This window comes from Salinigranum halophilum (assembly GCF_007004735.1).
Lineage (GTDB): Archaea > Halobacteriota > Halobacteria > Halobacteriales > Haloferacaceae > Salinigranum > Salinigranum halophilum.
Genome location: NZ_SSNL01000009.1, coordinates 66819 through 87537 on the forward strand (window position 1 = coordinate 66819; position 20719 = coordinate 87537).

General features: G+C 66.6%; 18 protein-coding genes and 1 pseudogene. 7 read left to right on the forward strand and 12 right to left on the reverse strand.

The annotated features are described in order from the left end of the window. Positions 1-127: 127 nt before the first annotated feature. The 3 genes from E6N53_RS20145 to E6N53_RS20155 all read right to left on the reverse strand — a co-directional run bounded on the left by E6N53_RS20145 (position 128) and on the right by E6N53_RS20155 (position 4472). On the reverse strand, positions 128-2371 hold the full coding sequence (locus E6N53_RS20145) for an efflux RND transporter permease subunit (RefSeq protein WP_142861201.1): 2244 nt from the start codon (positions 2369-2371) through the stop codon (positions 128-130). Positions 2372-2374: 3 nt separating this feature from the next. Further along, positions 2375-4015 carry a COG1361 S-layer family protein gene (locus tag E6N53_RS20150; RefSeq protein ID WP_142861202.1) on the reverse strand — a complete coding sequence of 547 codons (1641 nt, stop codon included), beginning with the start codon at positions 4013-4015 and terminating at the stop codon, positions 2375-2377. Positions 4016-4268: 253 nt separating this feature from the next. Then, a complete protein-coding gene (locus tag E6N53_RS20155) occupies positions 4269-4472 on the reverse strand; it encodes a hypothetical protein (protein WP_142861203.1) in 204 nt (67 codons plus the stop codon). 208 nt (positions 4473-4680) lie between these two features. Here E6N53_RS20155 and tnpA point away from each other — a divergent pair, with 208 nt between their 5' ends. Together tnpA and E6N53_RS20165 are read left to right on the forward strand one after the other, a co-directional pair. Next, complete coding sequence (gene tnpA / locus E6N53_RS20160) at positions 4681-5112, forward strand: IS200/IS605 family transposase (RefSeq protein WP_142861204.1); 432 nt, start codon at positions 4681-4683, stop codon at positions 5110-5112. Further along, the gene (locus E6N53_RS20165; RefSeq protein WP_142861205.1) at positions 5109-6437 is read left to right on the forward strand and encodes an RNA-guided endonuclease InsQ/TnpB family protein; all 1329 of its coding nucleotides are present in this window, start codon (positions 5109-5111) and stop codon (positions 6435-6437) included. Before tnpA ends, E6N53_RS20165 begins: the two co-directional genes overlap by 4 nt. A gap of 67 nt (positions 6438-6504) precedes the next feature. Here the strand turns inward: E6N53_RS20165 and E6N53_RS20170 are convergent, their stop codons facing one another. The 3 genes from E6N53_RS20170 to E6N53_RS20180 are packed head-to-tail and all read right to left on the reverse strand — an operon-like array spanning position 6505 to position 8128. Further along, a complete protein-coding gene (locus E6N53_RS20170; RefSeq protein WP_142861206.1) occupies positions 6505-6768 on the reverse strand; it encodes a hypothetical protein in 264 nt (87 codons plus the stop codon). 41 nt (positions 6769-6809) lie between these two features. Next, entirely contained in the window at positions 6810-7271 is a 462-nt protein-coding gene (locus E6N53_RS20175; protein WP_142861207.1) for a DUF7970 domain-containing protein, read from the reverse strand. Continuing rightward, positions 7268-8128: a ParA family protein gene (locus tag E6N53_RS20180; protein WP_142861208.1), complete on the reverse strand. Its 861-nt coding sequence runs from the start codon at positions 8126-8128 to the stop codon at positions 7268-7270. Before E6N53_RS20180 ends, E6N53_RS20175 begins: the two co-directional genes overlap by 4 nt. A 181-nt stretch (positions 8129-8309) precedes the next feature. On the opposite strand from E6N53_RS20180, the gene E6N53_RS20185 reads away from it, so the two are divergent. Together E6N53_RS20185 and E6N53_RS20190 are read left to right on the forward strand one after the other, a co-directional pair. Continuing rightward, on the forward strand, positions 8310-9194 hold the full coding sequence (locus tag E6N53_RS20185) for an Ig-like domain-containing protein (protein WP_142861209.1): 885 nt from the start codon (positions 8310-8312) through the stop codon (positions 9192-9194). A gap of 95 nt (positions 9195-9289) precedes the next feature. Further along, positions 9290-9523, forward strand: a complete 234-nt coding sequence (locus E6N53_RS20190; protein ID WP_142861210.1) for a helix-turn-helix domain-containing protein — start codon at positions 9290-9292, stop codon at positions 9521-9523. A gap of 69 nt (positions 9524-9592) precedes the next feature. Here the strand turns inward: E6N53_RS20190 and E6N53_RS20195 are convergent, their stop codons facing one another. The 3 genes from E6N53_RS20195 to E6N53_RS20205 form a co-directional block, all read right to left on the reverse strand. Then, positions 9593-10966 carry a nicotinate phosphoribosyltransferase gene (locus tag E6N53_RS20195; protein ID WP_142861211.1) on the reverse strand — a complete coding sequence of 458 codons (1374 nt, stop codon included), beginning with the start codon at positions 10964-10966 and terminating at the stop codon, positions 9593-9595. 45 nt (positions 10967-11011) lie between these two features. Beyond that, positions 11012-11644, reverse strand: a complete 633-nt coding sequence (locus E6N53_RS20200) for a chromosome partitioning protein (protein ID WP_142861212.1) — start codon at positions 11642-11644, stop codon at positions 11012-11014. Between the two features lie 115 nt (positions 11645-11759). Continuing rightward, a complete protein-coding gene (locus tag E6N53_RS20205) occupies positions 11760-12170 on the reverse strand; it encodes a helix-turn-helix domain-containing protein (protein WP_136591727.1) in 411 nt (136 codons plus the stop codon). A gap of 222 nt (positions 12171-12392) precedes the next feature. On the opposite strand from E6N53_RS20205, the gene rdfA reads away from it, so the two are divergent. Next, on the forward strand, positions 12393-13019 hold the full coding sequence (gene rdfA / locus E6N53_RS20210) for a rod-determining factor RdfA (RefSeq protein WP_142861213.1): 627 nt from the start codon (positions 12393-12395) through the stop codon (positions 13017-13019). A gap of 11 nt (positions 13020-13030) precedes the next feature. Here the strand turns inward: rdfA and E6N53_RS20215 are convergent. Further along, a pseudogene (locus E6N53_RS20215) lies at positions 13031-13189 on the reverse strand (RNA-guided endonuclease TnpB family protein); the annotation flags it as partial. Positions 13190-13269: 80 nt separating this feature from the next. On the opposite strand from E6N53_RS20215, the gene E6N53_RS20220 reads away from it, so the two are divergent. After that, complete coding sequence (locus E6N53_RS20220) at positions 13270-15225, forward strand: archaea-specific SMC-related protein (protein ID WP_136602705.1); 1956 nt, start codon at positions 13270-13272, stop codon at positions 15223-15225. Positions 15226-15713: 488 nt separating this feature from the next. On the opposite strand, the gene E6N53_RS20225 is transcribed toward E6N53_RS20220, so the two are convergent. Then, on the reverse strand, positions 15714-17207 hold the full coding sequence (locus E6N53_RS20225; RefSeq protein ID WP_142861214.1) for a sensor histidine kinase: 1494 nt from the start codon (positions 17205-17207) through the stop codon (positions 15714-15716). A 354-nt stretch (positions 17208-17561) separates the two neighbouring features. Next, on the reverse strand, positions 17562-18824 hold the full coding sequence (locus E6N53_RS20230) for a geranylgeranylglyceryl/heptaprenylglyceryl phosphate synthase (protein ID WP_142861215.1): 1263 nt from the start codon (positions 18822-18824) through the stop codon (positions 17562-17564). A 193-nt stretch (positions 18825-19017) separates the two neighbouring features. On the opposite strand from E6N53_RS20230, the gene E6N53_RS20235 reads away from it, so the two are divergent. Then, positions 19018-20265: a hypothetical protein gene (locus E6N53_RS20235; protein WP_142861216.1), complete on the forward strand. Its 1248-nt coding sequence runs from the start codon at positions 19018-19020 to the stop codon at positions 20263-20265. Positions 20266-20719: the final 454 nt, after the last annotated feature.

The following is a 20719-nucleotide window of genomic DNA, read 5'->3' on the forward strand; positions in this document are numbered from 1 at the left end:
GCAGAGAGGATGTCACCAATAACGTCATCCAACCGGGGTGAAAGTAGTCCGAGAATTGGACGCTCAAATCACGAGTTGGAGATTTACAATAGTCACACTGCCCAGTCACACTGGTCAGTATACCCGCTCAGTCAGCATCGAGGACCGTCTCGACGCCGTCCGAGTCGAGCCACGAACGGACGTCCATCCGGAGCTGGTCGAGCACGACGAGCACCGGGGGCAGAGTCGTGATGGCGGCCACCAGCGTGAGGAAGATGACGCCGACCGTCAGATAGCCGAAGTCCCCGATGATGGGGAACGGGGAGAGCGTCAGCGCCGAGAAGCCGAACACGGTGGTCATCCCGGAGATGGTGATGGCCTTGCCGACGCGGGCCCCGGCGGTCTCGATGGCGTCGAGGGGGTCGGCACCGCGGCGTTTCTCCTCGAAGTACCGCTCCATCACGATGACGGTGTACTCCGCACCGATTCCCACAGAGAGCGCGCCCAGCGAGGCACCGAGCGGTGAGACCCGGATGTCGAAGGCGGCCATGTAGATGTTCTGCCAGCCGACGACGAACAGCATGGGAATCAGGGGCGCGAGCGCCTTCACCGGGTCGCGGTAGTACAGGAGCAAGAGCACGAACACGGCGAGGACGCCGTACCCCGTAATCTGGTCGCGCGACTCGATCTGGTCGATGACCGAAGGGGTCGAGATGACGGCGGTCCCCGTCAGGTCTGCCTCGACGCCCGCGGGGGGCTGGCTGAGTTCGAGCGCGGACTCGATCGAGCGGATGAGCGAGAGGGTCTCCCGAGGAGTGATATCCGACTCGGCGATGACGACGATGTGGGCGTAGCCGTCGGTGTAGAACTGCTGACGGCGCTCGGGGGGGACCCGGTCGAGCGCCCGCTCGACCCCGGCCTCGGTGGCGGGAATCTCGCCACCGTTGGCGCCTGCGACGACCGTCGCCGGCGACTCGACGGCGACGATCTGGCCGCTCCCGGCGGCCGCTGCGCTGAAGCGTTCCATCCAGCGCAACGTCTCGGGGTCGCGCAGGTCGGTCCCGGAGACGATGATGTCGTAGCGGGCGGCGTCCCCGCCGCCGGAGACGGCGCGGAACTGCTGGAGATTGACGTACGCCGGGAGGTCCTGTGGAAAGAACTCCTCGAAGTCCGCGAGGGTACCGAGGCTCTCGCCGGCGTAGAACCCCCCGACCGTGAGTAAGCCGGCGATGGCGAGGATGAGCGCCGGGTGCGAGGCGAAGAAGCGCGCCCCGCGACCGAGGAAGCGGGCGACGTCGCTCAGTTCGTCGTCATCGTCCACCGCTGGCCGGGGCGTCGTCGACTCCGCGTCGTAGCGCCAACGGACCCACAGCGTCAGGACGGGGGTGAGCAGGAAGATGCCCGTCATGAACGAGAGCATCACGCCGAGGATAGAGGTCTGAGCGAACCACTCGAACGCCGGAACGCCCAGGGTCGCGACCCAGGTGGCCCCGAAGCCGAGCGCCGCCGCGAGCATCGCCACCAGAACGGCGGGTCCGATGCCCGCGAGTGCGGCCGGGAGCGCCTCGGAGGGTGGTGCCCGTTCCAGTTCCTCCTCGTAGCGCTGGTGGAACTGCACAGAGTAGTCGATGCCGAGGCCGATGAGGATGGGGAACACCGCCGAGGTGAGCGTCGAGTTCGGGATGCCCAGATACCCCATCGCGCCGAACGTGTAGATGACGCCGACGAAGACGGCGACGATCGGGAGCAGTCGGAGCCGAACGCCGCGGAAGAGGAAGAAGAGCGCGATGACCATGAGGCCGACGGCGAGTCCGAGCAGCTGCTGGGTGCTCTGTTGGATCAACACCGAGAGCTGCGCGGAGAACGCCGGCTGACCGGTGATGACGACCTCGGTGCCGGCGGGGAAGGCGGCCCACGACCGGGCGTCGAGCGCGTCCTCGTACACGGGCCGCTGTTCTTCCTGGGTGAGCCCCGACTCGAGGACCACGGTGACGACAGTCGACGAACGGTCGCCGACGACGCGCTCGATCTGTGCCTGCGAGTCGGGGATGCGCCCGTACTCGGCGCGGACCTGGTCGGCGGGTGTCAACACCGACACGACCCTGTCGGCCGTCTCCATCCGTCTGTCGAACGTGTCGATCGCGCGCATCGTCGCCGGCTCCGTGACGTCGCCGCGGACGAGGACGGCCATCGTCCCGCGGTCGAAGGTGTCCTCGAAGCGTTCGAGTGTCGGGTTCGAGTCGACGAACGCCTGGTTGCCCGTCACGCTCGTGATCTGGGAGGCACCCGCGCCGGCGACGACGATGAGGCTGACGACGACCACGAGCGTCAGGAGCGGTCGCTTCTGGATCCGGTTGCCCACGCGCGCGAAGGCGGAACGGAGGAGGTCCATTCGTCAGTCTCGCTGTCGCTGCCAGACGAAGACGCCACCGGCGAGGACGAGGACGCCGACGCCCGCGCCGACGTAGCCGATGGGAAGTCCACCCGACGCGGCGCCGATGGGGACGCCGAACTGGAGGCCGTCGGCGAGCTTCGAGTTGCCGCTGGCGTCGTCGTAGCGCACCTCGACCGAGGCGGGGTACTGTTTCGCCATCGCGGTGCCCGACGCGGCGACGGAGAACTCCGCCGTTCGGGTCTCACCCGGCTCGAACGAGCCCAGGAAGGCGCCGTCGTCAGCCGACGAGAGCGGGTCGTTGACGAACACCTTCGCGTTGGCGTTCGAGATCGGCTGCTCGCCGTTGTACCGGACGGTCACGGCGAGTGTCCCCTCGCCGCCCGCCGTGACGGACGTGTTGACGTCGACGACCTCGAACGTGTCGCGCTCCGGTTCGAGCGTCACGCCGCGGCGGATGGGCTCGTCGAGGCGACGGAGGTCGCCGTCGGCGTTCTCGTACTCGACGGCGAACGACAGCGAGAGCGACCCCGGTTCGGCGTCGGCGGGGACGGCGAACGTGAACGTCGCATCCGCCGACTCACCGGGCCCGAGGTCGCCGACGGCCGCCTCTGGGCCCGTCGCCTGCAACGGCTGTGGACCCTGCACGCGGACGACGACGTTCTGTGCCGCCGCCGCTCCCGTGTTCACCACGGTCGCTCGTACGGTGGCTTCGCCCTCGTCGACGCGGAACGCGCTGGTCGAGAGGTTCCGCACGTCGAAGGTCCGTTCGGACTCGACTCGAACACCGGTAGAGAGCGTCTCGGACTGGCCGTCGAGGCCGTCTGGTGTCTCGTACGCCACGTCGACGGCGACGGGGTAGCTCCCCGGCGAGAGGCTCGCGCTCGCGCCGACCTGCACGGCGACGGAGTGGCGCTCGCCCGGCGCGAGTTCCTCGACGAACACCGACTGCGAGCCGCGTGGCTGGCTCGGCTGGCCGAAGAAGAGGTCGTCGCTCTGCGTCGAGAGCGAGACGGTCGCCTGCCGCGCCGTCTCCGTCCCGACGTTCTCGAGGTCGAACCGGAGCGTCCCGGTGTCGCCAGCGACGACCGGGTCGGTCTCGCCGGGGACCACCTCGAACCGGGGTTCGCGCTCGACGACGAGTTCGACGGTCATCGTCTCCCGGCGGAAGGAGTCGGCGTAGTTGACGTCGGAGTAGCCCGGCGGGGAGAGGCTCTCGGAGTAGTCCGCGCTGCGGGTGTACGAGTAGGCGACTTCGACGGGAATCTCGTAGGTTCCGGGTTCGAGCGACTCACCCGTCTCCAGCCGGAAGGAGGCCGCCGCGACCGAGCCGTCGGGGAGGCTCCCGAGCGTGACGGTCCCCGACCGCACCTCGATGGGTGCGTTGATCTGTTCGTCGAGCACCGTGACCGAAACGCCGCGGGCGGTCTTGATGCGCTGTTCGAGCGCCGCGGGGCCCCCGCGGTCGAGCGAGCCATCGTTCGTGACGGCGATGTTCAGCGTACTTCGTTCACCAGGGGCGATACGGTTGTCCTGTACCGAGAGGCTCAGCTCCGGCTGTCCCGTGACCTGCTCGGCGGCGACCGGCTGTGCGCCGGCGAGGAGGGAGAAGACGACAAGCACAGCGAGAAGTCGTGCCTTCATTGGTTTCGCTCCGAACGCACTGATTGTAAAAGCTACTCAATCCGTTTCAATCGACGAACGGTTTGTTCGGCAGCGGGGACCGTCAGGCGGGGCGTGTGGATATGACGAAATAGTTTGACTAAACAGTTTGACTAAACAGTTATAATGAATAGTTTGACTAGACAGTACAACTAAACAGTCTAATTATACAGGAGAGTTGAGCAGTGACACTGGACGGGCGGAGCGTCACATTCGGCAGACGGCGGGGACGTGCTCACGCGTTTCGGAGTCGGAGGAGGTCGACGACGGTCAACACGAACCCGATCATCCACACCGAGAAGAGCGACAGGTACGCGGCGTAGCTGAGCGTGCCGTCGGGGAGGGCGAAGCCGACGAGCGCGAGCGCGACCATCGCGACGGCGGTGAGCGCGTTGCGGCGCGTGAACACGACGCGTCCGAGGTCGTCGACAGCACTCATGCGAGCCGATTCGCCCGCCCGTTACAAAAAAATCGAGGCGAAAGCCTCGCCCTTCAGGGCGTCACCAGAACGCTCCGCGTTCTGGTTGCCCGCCAGACGTAGTCTGGCGACGGGGATGAAGCCGACCAACAGTATGCAACCGCCGACGATGGCACGGACGGGGTTCCAACGCGATTTTTAACTTGTCCGACCATGATAGTATCCATAGATGGTGAAGAGTACCCGTCATGCGAAATACGAACTCTATTATCACATAGTACTCGTGCCGAAATCTGGCGGAATCGAAGATTCCGCTGACCTCGCGGAACAGGGTTCCACTCAGTATCGGCGTTCGCATCTGACGGGGAAAACGAAGGAACGTCTCGAAACCATCTTCGCGGAAATCTGTGAGGACAAGTGCCTCGAACTGGCCGAGTCCGAGGTCATGCCCGACCACGTACACCTGTTCATCGGGAGTCCACCGAAGAACGGCCCGTCACTCATCGTCAACTGGGTGAAAGGCATCTCCGCCCGCAAGTACAACCAGCAGTACGACGACCGCGTGAAGTGGACTCGTTCGTACTACGTCGGTACGGCGGGTAGTGCCTCAAAGGGCGCTGTCGAACGCTACATCGCTGAACAGGAGGGTGACGACGAATGAAGCGTGTTAACACCTTCGAGGTCGTCCCACAGACCGAGAACGACAAAGAGTGTCTTCTACGGCTACTCGATGCATCCACTTCTCTGTGGAACGAACTGACCTACGAACGTCGTCAGAACTACTTCGGTGACGGCGACGTGTGGGACACTTCCGAGTACCGTGGACAGTACAACGGTGTCGTCGGAAGCGCGACCGTTCAACAGGTCACGCGCAAGAACAGCGAAGCGTGGCGGTCGTTCTTCGCCCTCAAGGAGAAAGGCGAGTACGCCAACCCACCGTCGTACTGGGGCAACGAGGAGGACGGACGCGAACTCCGTACCTACATCCGATGCAACCAGTACACGATTGAGTGGGGCAAACGTAGCCGTCTCGAAATCCCTGTCGGACAAGAACTGAAAGACGAACACGGACTCGGCTACCACGAACGACTCCGCCTCGAAGTCCGAGGCAACCCGAAGTGGGACGGCAAACAGGGTCGTCTGGAAGTTGAGTACGACGAGGTTAGCGACACGTTCAGGGCTTTCCAACCAGTCGCCGTACCTGATTCTCGACTGGATTCACCACTGGCTTCCGACGAAGCCGCCCTCGACGTTGGCGCGAACAATCTCGTCGCCTGTTCCACGACTACTGGAAACCAGTACCTCTACGACGGTCGGGAGTTGTTCGGACGGTTCCGCGCGACGACTGACGAAATCGCTCGCCTACAGTCGAAATTGCCCGAGAGACGCAGTCTCTCGGAATCACGGAAGACGGAGTCTTCCGGACGACTCCGAGAGGGGCGCTATAGTTCCAAACGGATTCGACGGCTGTACCGACAGCGGACGAAACGCCGTGACCACGCACAGAATGCGCTGGTGCGCGACCTCGTCGAACGGCTGTACGACGAGGGCGTGGGGACGGTGTACGTGGGCGACTTGACCGACGTGCTGGAAACGCACTGGTCGGTCAAGGTGAACGAGAAGACGCACAACTTCTGGGCGTTCAAGAAGTTCATCCACCGTCTCGCGTGCGTCTGTGAGGAATACGGAATCGGCCTCGAAGCCGAGTCGGAAGCGTGGACGAGTCAGGCGTGTCCCGAGTGTGGCGACCACGAGGAGACGGTTCGCCACGAAGATACGCTGACGTGTCCGTGCGGTTTCGAGGGACACGCCGATCTCACGGCGTCAGAGACGTTCCTTCGAGAAAACAGCGATTGCGAAATCAGGCCGATGGCACGGCCCGTGCGATTCGAGTGGGACGACCACAATTGGTCGGGGAAACCACACCCTCACGAAAGTCCCAAAGAAGTGCGCACGAACCCGCAAGTTGCCTCCGTGGGTCGGTAGCCGAACCCCCAACGGAGGAATCCTCGCGCTTCAGCGCGGGGAGGGTGTCAATTACGTGACTCGCAGCTCACGCCCCCGCCGCGTCGCCCGCGCGGTCCGTCGGCTCCACGTCGAGCCGCTGTGCCGCCGCTTCGAGCTGGGCGTCGACGAGGTAGGTGACGCCGCCGGCGAGGCCGAGGCCGACGACACCGAACACGAGCAGCACGAAGAACGAGTCGAGCCCGACGAGCACCGGAATCGCCGTCGTCGCGGGGACACAGACCCCACAGGCGAGGATGACGGTGTAGATGCGGGCTAGGGTCCGCCACAGCCCGTCGTCGAGCTCTTCCATACCCACACATTCAGGCGATTCGATATATCTCTTCGGGAAGGCTAGTCGCGGTAGTCGTAGCCCCACCGCCCGAGCAGCGACGCCACCTCGTCGGGATGTTGCATCGCGACGACGTACGCCGCCTCGCGGAGGTCGAGCAGGTAGACGTCGGTGTCGAGTCGCTCCTCGACCTCGCCGCGGAAGCGCCGTTCGGCCCGGTCGGTCTCGTCGCGGAGGAAGAACTGCGTCACGTTGGGGCGGTCGTCCTTGACCGACCGGCGGCGAAGCACCCACGGGATGCCGTCGTCGTCTCCCGCTCCGTCGACGTCCAGAGCAGAGGTGGTGTCCGTCTCGGTGTCGGCGTCGCCGTCGGTGTCGGTAGCGGCGTCCACAGCCACGTCCGCCGCCGGTTCGTCGTCGGTCGTCTCGGACGTCGTCTCTGTGGGCGACTCACTCGCCTCCTCGTCGCCTCGTTCCTCCGACACCAGGTCACCGAACGGGTCGTCGCCAGTGCCGCTCTTCATGCGGGGACCTCCAGGTCGACCTGGCGAGTGAGATGTGCGGCGAGCGTCTCGAACTGCTCGAGCGTCTCCACCTCGTAGTCGCGCGTGCGCGAGCGGTGTTCCTCGACGAAGGTGAACGCCGAGCACTGCGTGCGCCAACACCCCTCGAACATCGAGGTCCGGTCACCGATGACGACGGGGACGTCGTAGCCGAGACCCTCGAGCTTCTCGCGGTAGGCGCGCTGGTCGGCCGTGTTCTTCACCTCGTTCGGGACCGCGGCGAGGACGCCGATGTTGATGCCGAGTTCCCCTTCGAGCCCCTCGACGAGGTCCTCGAGCCCGGTGATGGACTGTTGGCCCTTCCCGGAGAGTTCGAGCGGGACGACGAGGTTGCGCGTGGCGTACAACGCGTTGTAGAGTTGCGGCCCGGTCGTCGCCGGCGGGTCCACGATGAGCACGTCGTATCTGGCGGGAACGTCGGCCTCCTGAAGCACCCGCAGGAGCTGTTCGTACATCGGGTACTCGTAGTCGGGGTCGGGGTGGGTGTCCTCCTCGAGGTCGGCGGTCTTCAACAGGAGTTCGGTGAGCCGTTCGAGCATGTTGTGCGAGGGGACCACGCTCACCCCGTGTTCGGTCTCGTGGACGAGGTCGTCGAACGCGCCGCCGGGACGCCCGATGAGGTGCCGGACGAGGTTGTCGACGCCGCTCTGTCCCCGCTCGTCGTCGACGTCAAGGAGGTACGAGAGGCTCCCGTCTTGGGGGTCCATGTCGATGACCAGGACGTCGTGGCCGGCGCGAGCGTGGGCGACCGCACAGTTGGCCGAGATGGTCGTCTTCCCCACCCCGCCGGCCTCGGAGTACACCGTGTAGGTGAGCATGGGTGTGAGACCGGGAGGGAGAGGCATAAATCTCCGTCAGACGATTCAGTCGTACTAAATAGTTATACTGTTCAGTAAAACTAATCAGTAAAACTGAGCAGTGGTACTGTCTTATCATACCGCTTGAGACGGATTCCCCCGGCCCACAAGACGTATCAAGCCGCCGGACTGCGTCGACACCATGCCCTCCTTCGGCAGACGGCGGTACCTCCACACCGCCGGCGCTGGCCTCCTCTGGCTGGTAGCCGGGTGTACCGGTGGGTCACCGACGGGTTCGTCGTCACCCTCGACACGGACGCCGACGCGAACGAGCGTGCCGGCCACGACGGTCACCGGAACCTACGGCGACTTCGTCGACGGGCCGCGGTCGTACCCCGACCGTCCCGCTGACCCCTCCCGCGAGGCGGTCCGGGAGTACGTCCGCGACGCCGAGCGCGCCCGAACGTACAACGCGCTCTTCGAGCCCGACATGACAGACAGCTCCGTGCAGTGTCGGACCACCGACGACCGCGCGGCGCAGGGCGGCCACTACGTGCTCGCGAGCTGTTCCGGCTACGCGAACTACCCCGAGGCACACGCCGACTGGGGACAGACACCGGCGCTGTACTTCGTCACCGCCGACCTGACGATTCGCGTCGCCGACTACGACTCACGGCACATCCACTGTACGGAGGTGTTCGCATCGTCAGACCCGGGCGAGAACTTCGCCGCGGTCTGTGAGGGTGGTGACGCCTCGTACCGCGTGTACAACGTCCATCCGGAGTCGCACACCGTCGCCGTGACCGTCGAGTTCCTCGGCGAGAACGGCGCAGATGAGACGAGCACGGCGAGCCGGACGGTGCTCGAACGCGACTACACCCTGGCCCCCACGGCGGGCGTCAAAGAGGAGAGCGTCACCTACCGGAAAGGGGTCTACCGCGTGCGGGCGACCCTCGACGGGGAGACGGAGGCGACGTACCGGTGGGACCTCCAGTTCGCGCCGACGGCCGAGGACCCGCCGCTCGTGGTTCTCGTCACGCCGGCGGGCGGGCTCACGATTCGGCGGGTTCCGTTGCAGACGGTTTGACACCGCGTCCGTCGCGCGGTTCGACCCGGAATATAATATTTACTCATTACGTAGTAACCTTTTACACACATGACAGCGTGTGTAGAGATACGACGATGGCCCCTCAGCTCACCCAGACATCCCAGCAGTTCGACGGCATCCCCGCCGAGATCGAGGCCGACGGCTCGAAGCTCGTCTACCTCTTCCTCGCCGCACACGGCGAGTCGAACGTCTCGGAGCTGTCGGAGTCGCTCGGGATGACGAAACTCTCCCTGTACAGCATCCTCGACACCCTCACCGCCAAGGACCTGGTCGAGGGCGACGGCTGGACCTTCCAGACGGCGGTCTGACCACACGCACCGTCGACCCGTGGTCCGGGTGGAATCCCCAGGCTCACCCACTCATCGGGCCCAGAACCGTCACTCCTCGCGCCGCTCGAGTCGCGTCCGCAGCCGCTCCGTCTCGGCGCCGAGCCCGTCACTGACGCGCACCTCGTACGTCCCCGGCTCCTCGATGTCCCGCACCGCGGGCGGGAGCGACCGGACGTTCCGTCGCGTCGTCTCTCGAATCTCGTCGAGTGTCGGGGACGCTGACACCCGCTCGCCCCCTCGGACGACGGGTTCGAGCAGGTCACGACCCGGCCCCGCCTCGTCTCGTTTCCCGAGGACGTCGTGGACGTACGTACCGTCCGCCTCGACCCGGCCGACGCGCTTCTCGCCGGGGTACGTCACCTTCCCCGACGAGAGTTTCATGCTCGGCTGGAGTCCACCCTCACCCACCTGTTCGACCGCGACCAGCTTGTACACCGGGTCGAGCGAGGGGGCGTCCCGACTCGTCGTGAGCGCCGTCCCGGGGCCGAAGCCGTCGGCCACCCCGTCCGAACGGAGGAACTCGCGGATGGTGTACTCGTCCATCCCCGAGGAGACGAACACGTCGACGTCGGGCAGACGTTCGTGTACCTCCTTCGAGAGCGCCACGAGGTCGCCCGAGTCGAGGCGCACGCCGCGCAGGTCGACACCGGCCTCGCGAGCGACCTCGGCCGCGAGTTCCGCACCCGCGACGGTGTCGTAGGTGTCGATGAGGAGCGTGCTCTCGTCGCCGTAGGTGTCGACGAACGCCCTGAACGACTCGCGCTCCGTCGGGAAGCTCTGGACCCACGAGTGCGCCATCGTCCCGTAGGTCGGGACGCCGAAGGCCTCCCCCGCCGCGAGCAGCGAAGTGCCGTCGAAGCCGCCGACGTACGCCGCACGGGCGGCTTTCAGCCCGGCGTCGGTCCCGTGAGCACGGCGCGACCCGAAGTCGACGAGGGTCTGACCGTCGCCCTCGCGCTCGACGACGTCGCGCATCCGGGCGGCCTTCGTCGCGACGAGGCTCTGAAAGCCGACCTGGTTGAGGAAGAGGGTCTCGAGCAACTGCGCTTCGGGCAGGGGCGCGCGGACCTCGACGAGCGGCTCGTTCGGGAAGACGACGGTCCCCTCGGGGACGGCCCTGACATCACCCGAGAAGGAGAAGTCCGCGAGCGAGTCGAGGAAGTCGTCGTCGAACCCTTCCTCGGCGAGATACGTGAGGGCGCGCTCGCCGAAGGTGAGCGAGTCCAGGGCGGCGAGCACCTGTTCGAGCCCGGCGGCGACGACGTATCCCCGGTGCCGCGGCAGGTCGCGGAAGTAGAGGCTGAACGCCGCCTCCGGGGTGTGCTCGCGAGCGAGGTACCCCTGCAGCATCGTGAGTTCGTACCGGTCGGCAAAGAGCGCGAGCGTCTCCGGGGTCAGGTGACCGAACGACGAAGGGGTCATGACGGTGACAACTCACGGGACGCACAAACGTGTTTGGCCCCGCGCTCAGCAGACGGCGGGCCGCTCTCCGTCGATGGCGGCGCACGCGGTTCGGAGGTCGCGCTCGAGCCGGTCGACCGTCGCTTCGAGGCTGCCGACGCGGCTCTCGAGTCGCGTGACGTCGGCGTCGGCGTCGTCGAGCTGTCGTTGCAGGGACGCGCGTTCGTCGGCGAGTTCCTCGTTGTCGGCTTCGAGGCTGTCGACTCGCGACCGAAGCTCGCGCTCGTTCTCGCGGAGGCTTCGGACCTGTGACTGGAGAGTCGACAGCTCCGAACGGCTGCGCTGGAGTCGCTCGCGGGTCGTCGACAGTGCCGACGACGTCGACGACAGCTCCGACTGGGTCGCATCGAGTTGGGACTCCGTCTCCTCGAGGTTCGACGAGACCTGGCTGACGTCCCCGCGCGTGGTCTCGAGCGCGCTGTCGAGGTCGGCGAGTTCGGCTCTCGTGTTCGAGAGCTCCTGTTCCGTCGCCTGGAGTTCGCCGCGCAGGGCGGCGTTTCGCTCGCGGAGCTCCGTGTTCTGGGTGTCGAGTTGCTCGACGGAGTGTTGGAAGAACATCGTCGCACCCGCGGTGCCCGCGGCGAGGACGACCACGAGCACGACGAACACGGCGTTGATGGGGCCACCGATGAATCGCATGGCAGTGAGAGACACCCAGATGTCTTGAATCCGTCCGCACGACGTCGACGCGCCGGGGGCGGAGGCGGGCGGGCGGCGAGCCGGATTTCGAACAGTTCTCGTTGTACTCGTGACGTCAGTCGGTGAGTTCCTTGAGGAGGCGGCGGACGTGTCCCTCGGAGTACGAGACGTCGAACTCGCGGTCGAGGACGTCCCTGAGCGTCGCGGGTGACCACTCCTCGGCGTCGACGTCGTACTCGCGCGGTCCGGCGGCGACGACGTCCTCGAGGACGGACCGGTCGAGGGCCGTCGGCCGCCCGGGCCGGTCCTCGTCCGTGATGGCCTCGTCGATGGGACGTTCGTCGAACCGCGAGAGCCAGTAGTAGACGGTCGAGCGCGGGATTCCGTAGCGGTCGCTCAGTTCGTCGACGGCGACGCCGTCGAGGTAGTCGAGCGCGACCATGAGTCGTTTGGTCGCCTTCGCGTCGCCCGTGTCGGCGAGTTTCTCTCTGAGTGCCGCCGGGTCGACGTGGTCGAGTTTGCTCATACCGACCCGAGTACCGACACGGGCTTAAATCTAAGGACATATATCAGCGTCGGCAGCAGGGTGGGCGTCGAGGGGTCATATCAGCCACGGTCGCCGGGACGACGAGACCGACAGGCTGCACACGCCGTCCTCGCGAACCGACAGCAGGTGCGGAAGCGTCGGGAGCGGCGGGGGTCGGAGAGTCGGTACATCCAAGAGGGACGAGCGGGAGGACTGAACGTCATGGGTAGCGCCGACTCCACACCGGGCCCACGGAGCAAGGTCGAACGCGTCATCGAGGAGTACGGCCTCGAGGGACTCGGTGACGAGCTAGAGCGACGGTGGACGGGCGCGTCGGGCGAGCGCGAGAGCCTGCGGAGCCTCGCCGACCGGTTCAACCGAGCGGTCCTCGAGGCGGCCCTCGACGAGGCGGGGGCGAGCCCGCTCGACGGCGAGGTGGAGAACACCTATCGCCTGCTCCGCGGGGACGACGTCAGCCCGGGGATGCAGACCGAGGCCCGCCGCCAACTCGAACGCGACGGCGTCGACCGCGAGCAGGTCGAGTCCGACTTCGTCTCCCACCAGGCCATCCACACCTACCTCCGCGAGCACCGCGGGGCCGAACTCGAGACCGAAGAGGAGTCGCGCGTCGAGAAGGAGGCCCAAACCATCCGTCGCCTGCAGGGACGGGTCTCGGTCGTGACCGAGAGCGGCCTCACGCGGCTCGCGAACGCCGGCGACATCACCGTCGGCGAGTTCGAGGTGCTGACCGACGTCCAGGTGTACTGCGCCGACTGCGGGTCACAGTACGAGGCGGTCGAACTCATCGAGCGCGGCGGCTGTGACTGTGAATCGGCCGACGCCGAGTGAACTACCCCACCCTACTCGCTCACGGCTGACGCCGTTCGCTCCTTGAGGGTGGGGCTTCCTGTTTCAACGACGCGCTTTGCAGATACCGAGGTATCCACAGGGAGCGCAGTCTCCACAGGCGTCGATTCGGAGCGTCCCGCTCTTATCGCTTTGATACCGCGAGAAAGAATAATTCAGGTAATCGCGGGACCAGCCGACAGTTCTGCCCAGGTCATGAACGTTTATGTACAGTCCGGAGTACATCTAACTAATGACCTCAGCACAGACGCCGGATACCGACGTGGACACCGCCATCGACGTCCACGTCGAGAACGTCGGTGGCATCTCCGACGCCGACGTCACGCTTCGACCGGGTGTCACAGTTCTCGCCGGCCGGAACGCGACGAACCGTACCTCGTTCCTTCAGGCACTCATGTCCGCGCTCGGGAGCGAGCACGTCTCGCTCAAGGGCGACGCCGACGAGGGACGCGTCGACCTGTCAGTCGGCGGCGAGACGTTCACACGGACGCTCGAACGCGCCGGGAGCAGCGTTCGCACGGGCGGGACACCCTACCTGGACAAGCCCGAACTCGCCGACCTGTTCGCGTTCCTGCTCGAGTCGAACGAGGCGCGCCGGGCCGTCGCCCGCGGTGACGACCTCCGCGAGCTCATCATGCGTCCGGTCGATACGGCCGCGATCAACGCCGAGATCGACCGGCTCAAAGAGGAGAAGCGCTCGATCGACGACGAACTCGACGAACTCGACAGCCTCTCCGACCGGCTCCCCGAACTCGAGACGCGGCGAACCCAGCTCGCAGACCGGATCGAGGAGACGGAGGCCGAACTCGAAGCCGCCCGTGAGGAGCTGGAGACGGCCGACGCGAGCGTCCAGCGCTCGCGAGAGGAGAAGGACAGCCTCGACAACAAGCTCGACGCACTCGGCGACGCGCGCGACGAGCTCGAGTCCATCCGGTACGACCTGGAGACCGAGCGCGAGAGCCTCGACTCGCTCCGGACCGACCGCGACGAGGTGGAGGCCGAACTCGACGCGGCCGACGGCGAGGAGGAGGTCGACGTCACGAAGATCGAGGCCGAACTCGACCGCCTCCGCGACCGCCAGCAGGCGCTCGATTCGACCGTCAAGCAGCTCCAGAGCGTCATCCAGTTCAACGAGGAGATGCTCGAGGGGACGAACGAGGAGATCGCTCAGGCGCTCCGCGACGACGAGAACGGGTCGGTGACCGACGGCCTGCTCGCCGACAGCGCCGTCGTCTGCTGGACCTGCGGCTCCGAGGTCGACGAGGGTGACATCGAGGCGACGCTCGACCGCCTGCGGGAGCTGCGTCAGGAGAAGATCGCCGAGCGGCGCTCGCTCAAACAGGAGGTGTCGGAACAGCAGTCACGCCGTGACGAGGTCCGCAACGCCACCAGGGAGTACGAGCAACTCGAACGCCGACTGACGAGCGTCGAAGACGAGATCGAGCGACGCGAGGACAAGGTCGAGCAGCTTCAAGAACGCCGCGCGGAGTTGAAAGAGCGCGTCACCGAACTGGAAGACGAAGTCGAGTCGCTCGAAGACGAGACCTACAGCGAGGTGCTCGACCGCCACAAGGACGTCAACCGCCGCGAGTTCGAACTCGACCGGCTCAGAGACGAGAAGCGCGAGGTCGAAGCCGAACTGGAGGAGATCGAACGCCGACTCGACGACCGCGAGGACCTCGAGGCCGAGCGAGAAGAGATCAACGAGGAACTGGAAGAACTCCGGACGCGCATCGACCGCATCGAGCGCGAGGCTGTCACGGAGTTCAACGAACACATGGACGAGGTGCTCTCGCTCCTCGAGTACCGGAACATCGACCGCATCTGGATCGAACGGACCGAGAAACGGGTGCGTGAGGGACGCCGCCGGGTGACGAAGAACTCGTTCGACCTCCACATCATCCGGTCGACCGACGACGGCACCGCCTACGAGGACACGGTCGACCACCTCTCCGAGAGCGAACGCGAGGTCACCGGCTTGGTGTTCGCCCTCGCGGGCTATCTCGTCCACGAGGTGTACGAGACCTGTCCCTTCCTCCTCATGGACTCGCTGGAGGCGATCGACTCGAACCGAATCGCCGCGCTCGTCGACTACTTCGCCTCCTTCGCCGACAACCTCGTGGTCGCGCTGCTCCCCGAGGACGCGCAGGCACTCGACGACGACTACCGGCGTGTCACCGACATCTGACCGCCGACGGCGGCCGCACTCGGCGACGACCACCGGCGTCCACCCGTCGCTCATCGCTCCCACCGCACGCCGGGACTCGTCCACGCCGAGGTGACCCTCGAGCGTTACATCGTTATTCGTGTAACGTCGGAACGAGTCGGTGACGCGGCGGGCCGAGCAGTGACCATGCACTGTCCCGCGGGCGTGTCAGAACTCCTTGCCCGTCCAAAGCGTGAGCACCACCGGCGAGTTCGCTGTCGAGGGGAGCGGTGCGACCAACTGCACGGTGGCGGCAGCCGTGTCGAGGGGGCCTGAGTCCGCCGGGGGCGTTCGGCGGGCGGGGCCGACTCCGCACGACCGGTGTCGACGAGCGGACACGTGGTCGAGATGGTTCAGCGGCCGGGGCTGGCCGAGGTTCGGGTGGGCTGGGCGGCGGAATCGGTCCGACGAGCGTCCGCGAGCGACTGTGGAGCATAGTGAGTATCGAGTTCTGACGGGTTCTCAGCCGCTCACGCGGGTGGGTGGTCGTCGGCCGCGTCGGGAGCAGGAGTGCGCACGTCGGTGAACACGAACATCGCCCCGCCGTCGGGCCGGTCGGTCACGGTGACCGTCCAGCCGTGTGCCTCGGCGACCCGCCGGACGATGGCGAGGCCGAACCCGGTTCTGTCGGGGTCCGAGGAGACGCCGTAGTCGAGGACCCGCTCGCGGTCGGACGGGGGGATACCGGGGCCGTCGTCGGCGACGGCGAAGCCGCGCGTGGGCTCGTTCTGCTGGCCGGTCGTCGGCGCGGGGTCGTGGGTCCGGTCGTCGCGGAGGTCGAAGACGCGGACGTGTGCTGTCGGCCCGGCGTACGTGACGGCGTTCGAGAAGAGGTTCTCGAGCAGTTGCTGGAGTCGTCCAGCGTCCGCGAGGACGACGAGCGGGGTGTCGACGGAGAGCCGAGCCGACTTGGTATCGACGGACTGCCAGGCCGACTCGGCCACCGCAGAGAGCGAGACCGGGCCGAGCGAGTTGATGTTCTCGCCCTCCCGGGCGAGCGTGAGGAGGTCGTCGATGATCGTTTCCATCCGTTCGAGCGCGAGTCGAATGTGGGCGGCGTGGGCGGTGTCGCCGGTCTGTTCGAGCAACGAGAGGTTGCCGCCGGCGACGGAGAGGGGGTTGCGGAGGTCGTGGCTGACGACGCTCGCGAACTCCGCGAGGCGGTCGCGCTGGCGTTCCAGTTCGGCCACGTGGGCGACCCGCTCGGTGACGTCGTGCGAGTTGATGACGAACCCTTCGATGTCGGGGTCGTCGATGAGGTTCCGGCCGGTGTTCTCGAGGACGACCCACCCCTTCTCGGGGTGAGCGAAGCGGAAGGTGATGACCGGGCGGTACGAGGGGTCGGCGATGGCCTCGAAGAGCGTCTCGACGGCATACTCGACGTCGTCGGGGTGGAGGTAGTCGAAGCCGACCTCCCCGACGAGGTCGTCGGGGTCGTAGCCGAACACGTTGCTCGCGGCCGGTGAGAGGTACTGGAAGACGCCGTTGGCGTCGACGATGGAGACCACGTCCGAGGAGTACTCGACCAGTTTGCGGAAACGCCGCTGCTGAGCGCCCATCGCTCGCGCCGTCCGGTACTGGGTGGCGAAGTTCTGGACCCGATTGGCGAGCAGCGTGTACTGCTCGCGCTTCGTGGACTTCGGGAAGTAGTCGGTCACCCCGGCGGAGATGGCCTCGGCGGCGAGTTCCTCGCTCCCGGCCGCCGTGTAGAGGACGAACGGCAGGTCTGGGGAGTCGGCACGAACGCGTTTGAGGAACGCCAGCCCGTCCATCTCGGGCATCTCGTAGTCCGAGACGATGCAGTCGACGCCGTCGAGCGCGTCGAGTGCCGCCGGCGCCGACGCGAACGACCGAACCTCGAGTGCCGGTCGCTCGAGCGGGAGGAAGGAGGCGACGAGGTCACGGACGCTTGCGTCGTCGTCGACGTGGAGTACGTGGAACGTCTCACTGTCCTCGTCAGTCATCGATTACTGAACGGGGTAGGCGGCCGGTGCGTATATATTTCACTCCCCCAGTTCGCTGAGTGAAAACAGGGGTACGCGTGACGAGCCGACGCCAGCCGCCGACCGTGTGACGGTATCGGTGTCGACAGTAGTCCAGCGTGTCAACACGCGATAACGACAGGGCCGGTCAGGCGCTGCGGTCGCAGTCCGCACAGAGTGTGCTGATCGACATCGACAGCATCCCGGTGTGTTCGCGCGTGAGCGGGCAGCCACAGCGACTGCAGGTTGGCGGGTTGTCCATGGTGGTGTCGGCCTGTACGTCGGGTCGGCGGGGATTTGTTATGCGTGAGCTACCACTTCCGATGGCAGGCGTTGTCAGGCGTCCGAGGTGCCGCCGACGTCGTCGCTCGTCGCGGCGACGAACGGGCTTAGCTGCGCCGAGAGTGCCGTCTCACGCCCCTGTGTCGCGTCGAGGGCCGCTCGCGCCCACTGCTCGTCCCCACCGTCGACCCCGTCGAGGCCGAGACGGGCCACCGAGACGGCGCGCTCCAGCGCGGCACGCGAGGGGTGAGGCGAGAGCGCGCGAAGCCGAGACCAGACAGCGAGGGTGTCGACGAGCAGTCCCTCGGCGACCCCCACCGGGTCAGAGAGCGCGGGGACCGTCGAGAGGTACGCCGCGGCCGCCGTTCGCTCGGGGGTGACCTCGGTCGCGAGCCACGCCTCGATGCGCTCGCGCGACGCGGCGGGGGCGAGCACGTCGCGGGCCCGCGAGAAAAGCGCCGCCTCCTCACGCGCGACGGCGTGGAAGGCGTTGCCGACGACCACTGCGTCGGCACCCGCGGCGAGCATCGCATCGGCGTCTTCGGCCGCCGCGAGCCCGCCGCCGTACCACACCCGCGAGTACGAGACCGCGTTCGAGACGGCCGCGAGGACGCGTTCGGCCTCCTGGCCACCGAAGCGGCCGGAGTACTCGACGTAGAGGACGGGGCTGTGCAGATAGCGGTCGGCGACCATGGCCCGGCGTGCGGCCTCCGAGGGGCCGAGGACGTCGTCGACACCGACACCTGCCTCCCGAGCGGCGGCACTGTCGGGGTTCTGGACGAGGTACGCCTCGAACGCGGCCGTCTCGAGGAGCCACGAGGTGGCCGCGTCGGCGAGCACCTCGCGAAGGGCCGCGGGCGTCCACCGCGGGACGTGGTCGGCGACGATAGCCGGTGCCAGGTCGCCTCTGACCCGTTCGATGCCGGCACCGAGTTCGCCCACGACGGCTTCGACGCTCCCGTTGAGCACCTGCGGGATGGCGATGAACGCCGCCGCCGCTCGGGTGTCGTCGGTCACGTGTGTCGGGTCGCTCGGTTCGTGGAACACGGGGACGTCGACGGCCGCGAGGAGCGTGAACGTCGCCTCCGTGTTCGCACCTGTCACCGCCGTCGACCCGCCGACAGCGACGGCGTCGGTGTACGAGAGGTAGCGCGGGGAGAGGAGGGGGAGCCGCCGCCGCGCCTCGGGGTCGACCTTCGTGAGATGCGTCCACGACGACGGGACCGGGTTGGTGTCGACCGGCAGGACGCGCGCGGCGACGCGACCGATCGCGCCGAGACGTCCCAGCCGAACGCCGAATCGCTCGCTTGCGGTCATCTGTCACTGTCGCCCCTGTTCATGTCGATGGGGTCGACCGGCGCGATAAAAACGCGTCCGGTGTCCGGCGGCGCAGAACCGCGCGGCGAACGCCGTGGATGGCAACTTTCAAGCCGGTTCCGCAGGGAGGCGCTCGTATGACAACCGCCAGACCGCGTCGCGGTCGACGTCGAGCCCGGGTCGGGGGGTCACGATGAGCGGGCCCGGACTGCTCGCGCGGGCCGCCCGGCTGGTCGCCGACTCCGGTCGCGTCCCGACCGCCCAGCGTGCCGTCCTCGGATACTACGCGGCGACGGGCACGTTCGACGCCCGGGCGCTCGGGCTCAAGTCGCGCGTCGACGGCGTGATGGACGAGATCCTCGCCGACCTGTACGGCGCGTGCGAGCGGGCGCTCGCCGAGGAGTTCGGCGTGCACGAACGCGCGGTGTCGTTCACGTACGAGACGAAGCTGACGCTGCCGGCCGAACTCACGCTCGGGTACCTCTTCCGGCGGGCACGCTCACGGGCGACGAGACAGTACGACCCGCTCGAGGACGACAGTAACGGCGCGGGTGGGGGACTGCTCGGGGGCGTTCCGGGGGTGAGCGGGCGTCCGGACGGTATCGCCCACCGACAGCGCGCGAACCGGGCGGCGAGGGCGCTCGTGGGGGACGCACGTGAGATGACGGCGTTCGTGGTCAGCGCGCTCCTCGACGGCGACATGCGCGACGCCATCAACGACGAGGAGTTCGGCGACTTCCTCGTCACGTTCGAGGCGGACGTCGACGCGGACAGCGAACGCGTCGCCGAGGTCGCCCAGTCGTGTCTCCAGTCGCGGGTCGAGACGGGCTTCGCGTCGTACCCGGACGACGTCCGGGCGGCGTACGACCACGCGGTCGAACTGAGCGAGGCCCATCAAGACCAAGACGAGCGGTTCCGCGAACTGATGGCGCTGGTGAGCGCCGAGTCGAGCGACGGGGACCTCACGCCCGAAGCGGCGCGCGACGCCATCGAGGCCGAGTACAAACACCGTCCGATGGCGGACGACGACCATCCGTTCACTCGGGAAGAACTCGACCTGCCGTACCTGACCACACAGTACGACCGGGTCGGCGTCATCTACCACGGCATGCTCGAGATGTACCGTGCCGCGGGGTTCGAAATCGAGCCGGCGTTCGAACGTTCCATCGTCTTCGCCATCATCGGCGCGCAGGTGTGGCTCGACGACGTCGACGACTACCGTGCGGACGTCGCGGAGGGCCAGCTCACGCCCGTGACCGCCGAGTACCTGCTCGCCTCGGCCGACCGCGACGCCTTCGAGGCCGTCGTCGACATCTCCAACGCCTACTTCGACCGCGCTCGGTCGTACGCCGACGAGGCGGACTCGACGCTGACGGGAATCGCGGTCGAGTACATCCTCTACTCGGGAGACGTCTCTCACCTCCCGGGTGCCGACCGCTGAGACGAGTCGGAGCGAGGCGTGGGTTCGAACGCGAAGCGGCGCTCGTCGGTGCCAGCGACACCACCGTGTCCGTAGTTAATCATACATATCAATAAGTGGAGTACTTATTACCGTCAGGAATCAGACCGGACACACCCCACCGTGTCCGCCGTTGTGCTGACACGAAGTCGAACTCGATGTACAACGCTGGCGGTGCGGTGAAAGCGATACGAATATCGGCAAAGCCGGTTCGGTCTGTTGAGGACGGTGAATCGACGATGTTTGACGCGCTGGTCTGTAGCGACTGGAGAGCGATTTGTAAACCACGAGTATTTTAGTCAGTCAACTGTTCACGAAAATAGTGTTTTTATCGCGTATCGAAAACCATTGCTTACATCGCGAACAGTGACTCGGTCGAGAGCTTTGTCGATCACAGCGGTCAATTCGTCGAGAGAATCCAAGACTCAGTACCCCC

Bases quoted from the DNA above. Each gene is read 5' to 3' on its own strand.
- E6N53_RS20195 (WP_142861211.1), bottom strand. From the start codon at position 10,966: ATGACCCCTTCGTCGTTCGGTCACCTGACCCCGGAGACGCTCGCGCTC.
- E6N53_RS20185 (WP_142861209.1), top strand. From the start codon at position 8,310: ATGCCCTCCTTCGGCAGACGGCGGTACCTCCACACCGCCGGCGCTGGC.
- E6N53_RS20180 (WP_142861208.1), bottom strand. From the start codon at position 8,128: ATGCTCACCTACACGGTGTACTCCGAGGCCGGCGGGGTGGGGAAGACG.
- E6N53_RS20175 (WP_142861207.1), bottom strand. From the start codon at position 7,271: ATGAAGAGCGGCACTGGCGACGACCCGTTCGGTGACCTGGTGTCGGAG.
- E6N53_RS20235 (WP_142861216.1), top strand. From the start codon at position 19,018: ATGAGCGGGCCCGGACTGCTCGCGCGGGCCGCCCGGCTGGTCGCCGAC.
- E6N53_RS20190 (WP_142861210.1), top strand. From the start codon at position 9,290: ATGGCCCCTCAGCTCACCCAGACATCCCAGCAGTTCGACGGCATCCCC.
- E6N53_RS20150 (WP_142861202.1), bottom strand. From the start codon at position 4,015: ATGAAGGCACGACTTCTCGCTGTGCTTGTCGTCTTCTCCCTCCTCGCC.
- rdfA (WP_142861213.1), top strand. From the start codon at position 12,393: ATGGGTAGCGCCGACTCCACACCGGGCCCACGGAGCAAGGTCGAACGC.
- E6N53_RS20220 (WP_136602705.1), top strand. From the start codon at position 13,270: ATGACCTCAGCACAGACGCCGGATACCGACGTGGACACCGCCATCGAC.
- E6N53_RS20145 (WP_142861201.1), bottom strand. From the start codon at position 2,371: ATGGACCTCCTCCGTTCCGCCTTCGCGCGCGTGGGCAACCGGATCCAG.
- E6N53_RS20165 (WP_142861205.1), top strand. From the start codon at position 5,109: ATGAAGCGTGTTAACACCTTCGAGGTCGTCCCACAGACCGAGAACGAC.
- E6N53_RS20205 (WP_136591727.1), bottom strand. From the start codon at position 12,170: ATGAGCAAACTCGACCACGTCGACCCGGCGGCACTCAGAGAGAAACTC.
- E6N53_RS20170 (WP_142861206.1), bottom strand. From the start codon at position 6,768: ATGGAAGAGCTCGACGACGGGCTGTGGCGGACCCTAGCCCGCATCTAC.
- tnpA (WP_142861204.1), top strand. From the start codon at position 4,681: ATGGTGAAGAGTACCCGTCATGCGAAATACGAACTCTATTATCACATA.
- E6N53_RS20230 (WP_142861215.1), bottom strand. From the start codon at position 18,824: ATGACCGCAAGCGAGCGATTCGGCGTTCGGCTGGGACGTCTCGGCGCG.
- E6N53_RS20200 (WP_142861212.1), bottom strand. From the start codon at position 11,644: ATGCGATTCATCGGTGGCCCCATCAACGCCGTGTTCGTCGTGCTCGTG.
- E6N53_RS20155 (WP_142861203.1), bottom strand. From the start codon at position 4,472: ATGAGTGCTGTCGACGACCTCGGACGCGTCGTGTTCACGCGCCGCAAC.
- E6N53_RS20225 (WP_142861214.1), bottom strand. From the start codon at position 17,207: ATGACTGACGAGGACAGTGAGACGTTCCACGTACTCCACGTCGACGAC.